We start from the raw sequence: 286 nt of genomic DNA, 5'->3' as shown, positions 1-286 counted from the left end.
CCACGGCCGCGGTAACGCCGAGCACGAGGGCGGAAAGCGGGAGCCCCGTTGTGGTGGCCGCCCCGTCGGCGAAGGCCCCGTAGTCAGGGTGGGCATCCAGGTACTTCACGATGTCGTAGATGAACGGGGTGGAGCACATGGACCAGGTGGCGCCCTCGGCGTTGATGAGGTCGACGGCGTCCTTCACGGCAAAGTCCTGCATGAGCACGGAGCGGCCGCCGAGCAGCATCGGCGCGATGAGGCCGTGGAAGAAGCCGACGGCGTGGTTCAGGGGCGCGGGCATCCA

At 68.5% G+C, this 286-nt stretch carries 1 pseudogene; it reads right to left on the bottom strand.

Features of this window, described 5'->3' with window-relative positions:
* A pseudogene (locus NE591_RS15735) lies at window positions 1-286 on the bottom strand (hypothetical protein); the annotation flags it as partial.

The organism is Adlercreutzia sp. DFI.6.23 (assembly GCF_024462535.1).
GTDB classification, from domain to species: Bacteria; Actinomycetota; Coriobacteriia; order Coriobacteriales; family Eggerthellaceae; genus Adlercreutzia; species Adlercreutzia rubneri.
Note: the sequence above shows the minus strand (reverse complement) of the source record. Positions and strands in the feature narration are given on the sequence as shown.